The organism is Streptomyces sp. NPDC006265 (genome assembly GCF_040613555.1).
GTDB lineage: Bacteria > Actinomycetota > Actinomycetes > Streptomycetales > Streptomycetaceae > Streptomyces.
In genome coordinates, this window is sequence record NZ_JBEXSH010000491.1 from 1 (window position 1) to 6752 (window position 6752).

The following is a 6752-nucleotide window of genomic DNA, read 5'->3' on the forward strand; positions in this document are numbered from 1 at the left end:
TCCTCGGGGCCGGGATCGGCCGAGTCGGGCCCCGAGGTGGGCGAGGTCGTCCGGTCGGGCGCAGGGCTCTGGTCGCTAAGTGGGACGATTCAGATGTACCTCCCAAAGGAGGCCATCATGGCCATCATCCGAGAGAGCATCGACGTCGACCGCCGTCCCGAGGAGGTCTACCAATACGTCATGGAAGCCGGGCACCTGCCGGAGTGGCAGCTGAGCGCCGTGTCCGCGGAGCGGCTCGACGAGGGGCCCGTCGGCATCGGCAGCAAGGTCCGTGTGACCCGGCACGTCGGCCGCCGTGTCATGCCGATGACCATGGAGGTCACCGAGTACGACCCGCCGCACAGCTGGGGCATGCGCGGCGTCGACGGCCCCGTCCGTGCGCAGGTGCACGGCGAGGTCGAGCCCTTCGACGAGGGCCGCCGCTCCCACGTCACGATCGACATCGACTTCGAGGGTCACGGCATGGGCAAGGTCCTGGTCCCCCTCGTCGTACGCCCCCAGATCCGCAAGGAACTCCCGCGCAACGAGCAACTGCTCAAGGACCGGCTGGAACACACGGGCGAGTAGGACGTCACGCTCCCTGGACGGCGCCGGCCACTTCCCTCACCGCCGCCGCGGGAACTTCCGGACGCCTAGTCGTCCCCGCTGCTCTGCTGCGAGCGAGGCTTCCGGCTCGCGCTGCGGGCCAGTTCGCTCCCGAGCAGCGTCGCCGTGGCCACACCACGTGCCCAGCGCGGGGCATCGCCCCTGGCTGCCCAGAACACGCAGACGCAGCCGCCGACGACGAGCAGGACGACGACCGACAGTATGAGCACGAGCATGCTCAACCCTCATTTCGTGTGATGATCCGCGCCATCCTCTCAAGCGGGCGCGCCGCACCAACGCCCCGACAGCCGTCGCGAGCGGCAGTCCCGGGTCACCCGATTGGATCTGCGACACTGGTACGGCCATGCCTAAGCCCGGAGAACTCACTTTCGTAGCCCCCCGCGGAGCCAAGAAGCCGCCGCGGCATCTTGCCGATCTCACTCCTGCCGAGCGCAAGGAGGCCGTAGCCGCTGTCGGGGAGAAGCCGTTTCGTGCCAAGCAGCTCTCGCAGCACTACTTCGCGCGGTACGCGCATGATCCGGAGCAGTGGACGGACATTCCCGCCGGTGCCCGGGGGAAGCTGCGGGAGGCGCTGCTGCCCGAGCTGATGACCGTCGTGCGGCATCTGTCGACCGACGAGGGCACCACGCGCAAGACGCTGTGGCGGCTGTTCGACGGGACGCTCGTCGAGTCCGTGCTGATGCGCTACCCGGACCGGGTGACCATGTGCATCAGCTCGCAGGCGGGATGCGGCATGAACTGCCCGTTCTGCGCGACCGGGCAGGCGGGACTGGACCGGAATCTGTCCACCGCCGAGATCGTGCACCAGATCGTGGACGGCATGCGGGCCCTGCGTGACGGGGAGGTCCCCGGCGGTCCCGCGCGGCTCAGCAACATCGTCTTCATGGGCATGGGCGAGCCGCTCGCCAACTACAACCGGGTCGCCGGCGCCATCCGGCGGCTCACCGACCCCGAGCCCGACGGGGTGGGCCTCTCGCAGCGCGGCATCACCGTCTCCACCGTCGGCCTCGTCCCGGCCATCCACCGGTTCTCCGACGAGGGCTTCAAGTGCCGGCTCGCCATCTCGCTGCACGCGCCCGACGACGAGCTGCGCGACACCCTCGTGCCGGTGAACACGCGCTGGAAGGTCCGCGAGGTGCTGGACGCCGGCTTCGAGTACAGCGCCAAGTCGGGGCGGCGGCTGTCCATCGAGTACGCGCTGATCCGGGACATCAACGATCAGGCCTGGCGTGGTGACCGGCTCGGCCGGATGCTCAAAGGCAGGCCCGTGCACGTCAACCTCATCCCGCTGAACCCCACGCCGGGGTCGAAGTGGACCGCCTCCCGGCCCGAGGACGAGAAGGCGTTCGTGGAGGCCATCGCCGCCCACGGTGTGCCGGTGACGATCCGGGACACCCGTGGTCAGGAGATCGACGGGGCGTGTGGTCAGCTCGCGGCCACCGAACGGTAGTCTGACCGTCGTCAGCACATCTTCATATCGGCACCCTCGTATTCGACACCTGCATATTCCGACAGGGGAGCGCCACAGCGCTGAGAGTGCGGCACCCGGCCGCAGACCCTCCGAACCTGGCCCAGGTCATTCTGGGTAGGGAGATCGGTCACCACTCGAGCTGTTGCGCCCTGCCCGGGACCCCGGAAGTCCCGGGCAGGGCCGCGTCTTCTCCTGGTCACTCCAGGAGGAATCCAGTGAGCAAGAACAAGAAGAAGCGACTGACGGCTGTCGTCGTCGGGCTCGGCATGGCCGGCACGCTCGCCGCGTGCGGATCGTCCGACGGCGGTCAGGGGTCCGGCGACTCCAAGACCGTGACGCTCGTCAGCCACGACTCGTGGGCCGCGTCCAAGGACGTCATCGCGGCCTTCGAGAAGCAGTCCGGCTACAAGGTCGACGTCCTGAAGGACGGCGACGCCGGGCAGGCCGTGAACAAGGCCATCCTGACCAAGGACAACCCGCAGGGCGATGTCTTCTTCGGCGTCGACAACACCCTGCTCTCGCGGGCGCTCGACAACGGGCTGTTCCAGTCGTACGAGCCGAAGGGCTCCGACAAGGTCAAGGCCGAGTACCGCGTCGACCAGGACCAGCACCGGGTCACACCCATCGACACCGGCGACATCTGCGTCAACTACGACAAGAAGTACTTCGCCGACCACAAGCTGGAGCCGCCGAAGAGCTTCGACGACCTGGTCAAGCCCCAGTACAAGAACCTGCTGGTCACCGAGAACGCCTCCGCTTCCTCACCCGGCCTCGGCTTCCTGCTCGGCACCGTCGCGCAGTACGGCGACGGGGGCTGGGAGGGCTACTGGAAGAAGCTCAAGGCCAACGGCGTGAAGGTCGTCGACGGCTGGGAGCAGGCCTACAACGAGGAGTTCTCCGGCTCGGCCGGCGGCAAGAAGGCCAAGGGTGACCGGCCGCTCGTCGTGTCGTACGCCTCCTCGCCGCCCGCCGAGGTCGTCTTCGCCGACCCGAAGCCGAGCACGGCACCGACCGGGGTCGCCGACGGCACCTGCTTCCGGCAGGTCGAATATGCGGGGCTGCTCGGCAACGCCAAGAACACCAAGGGTGGCAAGGCCCTCCTCGACTTCCTCATCAGCAAGAGGTTCCAGGAGGACATGCCGCTCAACATGTTCGTGTACCCGGTGACCGAGGGCGCCCAGGTGCCGCCGGAGTTCGTGACGTACGGGCCGCAGGCGAAGGACCCGGAGACCTTGGACCCGGCGAAGATCGCCGATCACCGTGACCAGTGGGTCAAGTCGTGGACCTCACTCGTGCTGAAGTAGCCGCCCGGCGGCGGGGCGCGGCGGCGCGGTGCGGTCTGCTGGCCGCGCCCGTCGTGTTCTTCGCGGTCTTCTTCGCCTACCCCGTCGCCGCGATCGTCGCGCGGGGTCTGAAGACCGACGGCACCTGGCACCTCGGGCGGATCGGCGAGGTCCTCGCCCAGTCCGACGTCCGGCACGTCCTGTGGTTCACCACCTGGCAGGCGCTGGTCTCCACCGCGCTCACGCTGCTCGTCGCGCTCCCCGGCGCGTACGTCTTCGCGCGCTTCGACTTCCCGGGCAGGCAGGTTCTGCGGGCGGTCGTCACCGTCCCGTTCGTGCTGCCGCCGGTCGTCGTCGGTACGGCGTTCCTGGCGATGGTCGGCCGGGGCGGGCTGCTCGACGAGCTGTGGGGCGTACGCCTGGACACCACGGTATGGGCGATCCTTCTCGCGCACGTCTTCTTCAATTACGCGGTCGTCGTCCGGACCGTCGGCGGGCTCTGGGCGCAGCTCGATCCGCGGCAGGAGGAGGCCGCGCGGATGCTCGGGGCGTCCCAGCTGAAGGCCTGGCGGCAGGTCACCCTGCCCGCCCTCGCCCCGGCCGTGGCCGCCGCCGCGCTCATGGTCTTCCTGTTCACCTTCACCTCCTTCGGTGTCGTGCAGATCCTCGGCGGTCCCACCTTCTCCACCCTGGAGGTGGAGATCTACCGGCAGACGTCCGAGATCTTCGACCTGTCCACCGCGGCCGTGCTGACGCTGATCCAGTTCGTGGCGGTGGGCGCGATCCTCGCGGTGCACGCCTGGACCGTGCGGCGGCGGGAGACCGCGCTGCGGCTGGTGGACGCGTCCGTGACCGCGCGCCGGCCGCGCGGAGCGGGGCAGTGGACGCTGCTGGGCGGGGTGCTGCTCACCGTCACGGTGCTGCTCGTGCTGCCACTGGCCGTGCTGGTGCAGCGGTCCCTGGACGCGCCGGGCTTCGGCTACTACCGGGCGCTGACCGGCGAGGACGGGGGAGTGTTCCTGGTCCCGCCGATCGAGGCGATCGGCAACTCCCTGTCGTACGCCGTCGCCGCCACGCTCATCGCCGTGCTGATCGGCGGGCTCGCCGCGGTGGCGCTCACCCGCCGGGACGCCGGGCGGTTGGTGCGCGGCTTCGACGCGCTGCTGATGCTGCCGCTCGGGGTGTCCGCGGTGACCGTCGGCTTCGGGTTCCTGATCTCCCTCGACGAGCCGCCGCTGGATCTGCGGTCCTCGTGGATCCTCGTGCCGCTCGCGCAGGCGCTGGTGGGTGTGCCGTTCGTCGTACGGACCATGCTGCCGGTGCTGAGGGCGGTGGACGTGCGGCTGCGGGAGGCGGCCTCGATGCTCGGCGCCTCGCCCTGGCGGGTGTGGCGGGAGGTGGACCTGCCGATGGTGCGGCGGGCGCTGCTGATCGCGGCCGGGTTCGCCTTCGCCGTGTCGCTCGGGGAGTTCGGGGCGACGGTGTTCATCGCACGGCCCGACCGGCCGACGCTGCCGGTGGCCGTGGCCCGGCTGCTCGGGCGGCCCGGGGACCTCAACTACGGGCAGGCGATGGCCCTTTCGACGATTCTGATGGTGGTGTGCGCCGTGGCCCTGCTGGTGCTGGAGAGGCTCCGCACGGACCGGACGGGGGAGTTCTGATGCTGCTGGCCCTGCGGGATGCGACGGTCCGTTTCGGCGGCCGGGCCGTGCTGGACGCCGTCGATCTGGAGGTCGCCGAGCACGAGATCGTGTGCGTGCTCGGACCCAGCGGCAGCGGCAAGTCGACCCTGCTGCGGGCGGTGGCCGGCCTGCAACCCCTGGACTCCGGGCGGGTGATGCTCGACGGGCGCGACCAGGCGGGCCTGCCGGCGCACCGGCGCGGGGTCGGGCTGATGTTCCAGGACCACCAGCTGTTTCCGCAGCGGGACGTGGGCGGCAACGTGGCCTTCGGGTTGCGGATGCACGGCGAGCCGAAGCGGCGACAGGCCGAGCGGGTGCGGGAGTTGCTGGACCTCGTGGGGCTGCCGGACGCGGGCCGCCGGGCCGTCGCCGCGCTGTCCGGCGGGGAGCAGCAGCGGGTGGCGCTGGCCCGGGCCCTCGCGCCGAGTCCCCGGCTGCTGATGCTGGACGAGCCGCTGGGGCAGCTCGACCGGTCGTTGCGGGAGCGGCTGGTCGTCGAACTGAAGGAACTGTTCGGACGGTTGGGCACGACGGTGCTCGCCGTGACGCACGACCAGGGGGAGGCCTTCGCACTGGCCGACCGGGTCGTGGTGATGCGGGACGGGCGGATCGCCCAGTCCGGTACGCCCCTTGAGGTGTGGCAGCGACCCGCCGACGCGTTCGTCGCCCGCTTCCTCGGCTTCGAGAACGTGGTCGAGGCGACGGTGGGGACCGAGGCCGCGGACACACCGTGGGGCAAGGTGCCGGTGCCGGAGGACGCCCCGCAGGGCACCCGGACCCTACTGGTGCGGCCCGCCGGAGTGCGTCTGGGGCCCGCCGACGCGGGTCTGCGCTGCACCGTGGCCGCACGCACCTTCAGGGGCACCCATGTCACCGTGCACCTCCAGCCCCCGGACGCCCCGCGCCTGGAGGCGGCGTGCGCGTTGCGGGACGCGCCGGAGACCGGGGACGAGGTCGGTGTGGAGTTCGACGCGGCCGAAATCGTGGTGCTCGGCTGATCGTCTGCCGCCTAGGGTGCGGGGCATGACGCCGTTACTCGCACACGACCGCTACTGCGACGAAATCGCCCACCAGGTCGGCCTGTTGAGGTCCGTGGTGACCTCCGGTGCCACTCTGTCCGGCACCGTGCCGACCTGCCCGGACTGGTCCCTGGAGGACCTCGTACGGCACATGGGCGCAGCGCTGCGCTGGGTGGAGCTCATGGTGCGCACCCGGGCCGAGGCGGAGGTGCCGGAGGAGCGGGTGCCGGGTGCGGCCGGGCCCGGGGCGCGGGGTGACGCGGCCGCGCTGGACGCATGGCTGGCGGAGAGCGGCGAGCAGGTCGTCGCCGCACTGCGGGAGGCCGGGCCGGACGCGAAGGTGTGGGGCTGGGCCGGAATCCTCAACGCCGGGTTCTGGGCCCGCCGGATGACGCACGAGATCACCGTGCACCGCGCGGACGCCACGCTCGCGGCCGGCCTGCCCTACGAGGTCGCGCCCGAGGTGGCCGCCGACGCGCTCGACGAGTGGCTGCAGATCGTGGAGTACGTCCAGCGGACGGTGCCGCACGACGCGGCGAGGGAACTGCGCGGCCCCGGCCGCAGCATCCACCTGCACGCCACCGACACCGGGGCGGAGGTGAACGCCGAGTGGCTCGTCGAACTCACCGAGGACGGCGTCGCCTGGCGCCGGGGCCACGAGAAGGCCACCGTGGCCCTGCGCGGGCCGCTC

7 protein-coding genes and 1 riboswitch are annotated in these 6752 nt (G+C 70.9%); of the genes, 6 read left to right on the forward strand and 1 reads right to left on the reverse strand.

What is annotated here, in order from left to right:
- Positions 1-117 precede the first annotated feature (117 nt).
- Complete coding sequence (locus ABZ281_RS31405) at positions 118-567, forward strand: SRPBCC family protein (RefSeq protein WP_356660968.1); 450 nt, start codon at positions 118-120, stop codon at positions 565-567.
- A gap of 65 nt (positions 568-632) precedes the next feature.
- On the opposite strand, the gene ABZ281_RS31410 is transcribed toward ABZ281_RS31405, so the two are convergent.
- A complete protein-coding gene (locus ABZ281_RS31410; RefSeq protein WP_356660970.1) occupies positions 633-821 on the reverse strand; it encodes a hypothetical protein in 189 nt (62 codons plus the stop codon).
- Positions 822-949: 128 nt separating this feature from the next.
- Here ABZ281_RS31410 and rlmN point away from each other — a divergent pair, with 128 nt between their 5' ends.
- From rlmN to ABZ281_RS31435, 5 genes are all read left to right on the forward strand, one after another.
- Positions 950-2056: a 23S rRNA (adenine(2503)-C(2))-methyltransferase RlmN gene (gene rlmN, locus ABZ281_RS31415; RefSeq protein WP_356660972.1), complete on the forward strand. Its 1107-nt coding sequence runs from the start codon at positions 950-952 to the stop codon at positions 2054-2056.
- Between the two features lie 53 nt (positions 2057-2109).
- Positions 2110-2216, forward strand: a riboswitch (TPP riboswitch).
- A 127-nt stretch (positions 2217-2343) separates the two neighbouring features.
- Positions 2344-3381 carry a thiamine ABC transporter substrate-binding protein gene (locus ABZ281_RS31420; protein ID WP_356660978.1) on the forward strand — a complete coding sequence of 346 codons (1038 nt, stop codon included), beginning with the start codon at positions 2344-2346 and terminating at the stop codon, positions 3379-3381.
- A gap of 38 nt (positions 3382-3419) precedes the next feature.
- Complete coding sequence (locus tag ABZ281_RS31425; RefSeq protein WP_356660980.1) at positions 3420-5021, forward strand: iron ABC transporter permease; 1602 nt, start codon at positions 3420-3422, stop codon at positions 5019-5021.
- Entirely contained in the window at positions 5021-6040 is a 1020-nt protein-coding gene (locus ABZ281_RS31430; protein WP_356660974.1) for an ABC transporter ATP-binding protein, read from the forward strand. Before ABZ281_RS31425 ends, ABZ281_RS31430 begins: the two co-directional genes overlap by 1 nt.
- Before the next feature lie 25 nt (positions 6041-6065).
- Positions 6066-6752: maleylpyruvate isomerase family mycothiol-dependent enzyme (locus ABZ281_RS31435; RefSeq protein WP_356660976.1), on the forward strand; the 687-nt coding region annotated here is incomplete at its 3' end.

Coding starts and splice junctions, on each gene's coding strand:
- ABZ281_RS31405 (WP_356660968.1), top strand. CDS start 118: ATGGCCATCATCCGAGAGAGCATCGACGTCGACCGCCGTCCCGAGGAG.
- ABZ281_RS31410 (WP_356660970.1), bottom strand. CDS start 821: ATGCTCGTGCTCATACTGTCGGTCGTCGTCCTGCTCGTCGTCGGCGGC.
- rlmN (WP_356660972.1), top strand. CDS start 950: ATGCCTAAGCCCGGAGAACTCACTTTCGTAGCCCCCCGCGGAGCCAAG.
- ABZ281_RS31420 (WP_356660978.1), top strand. CDS start 2,344: ATGGCCGGCACGCTCGCCGCGTGCGGATCGTCCGACGGCGGTCAGGGG.
- ABZ281_RS31430 (WP_356660974.1), top strand. CDS start 5,021: ATGCTGCTGGCCCTGCGGGATGCGACGGTCCGTTTCGGCGGCCGGGCC.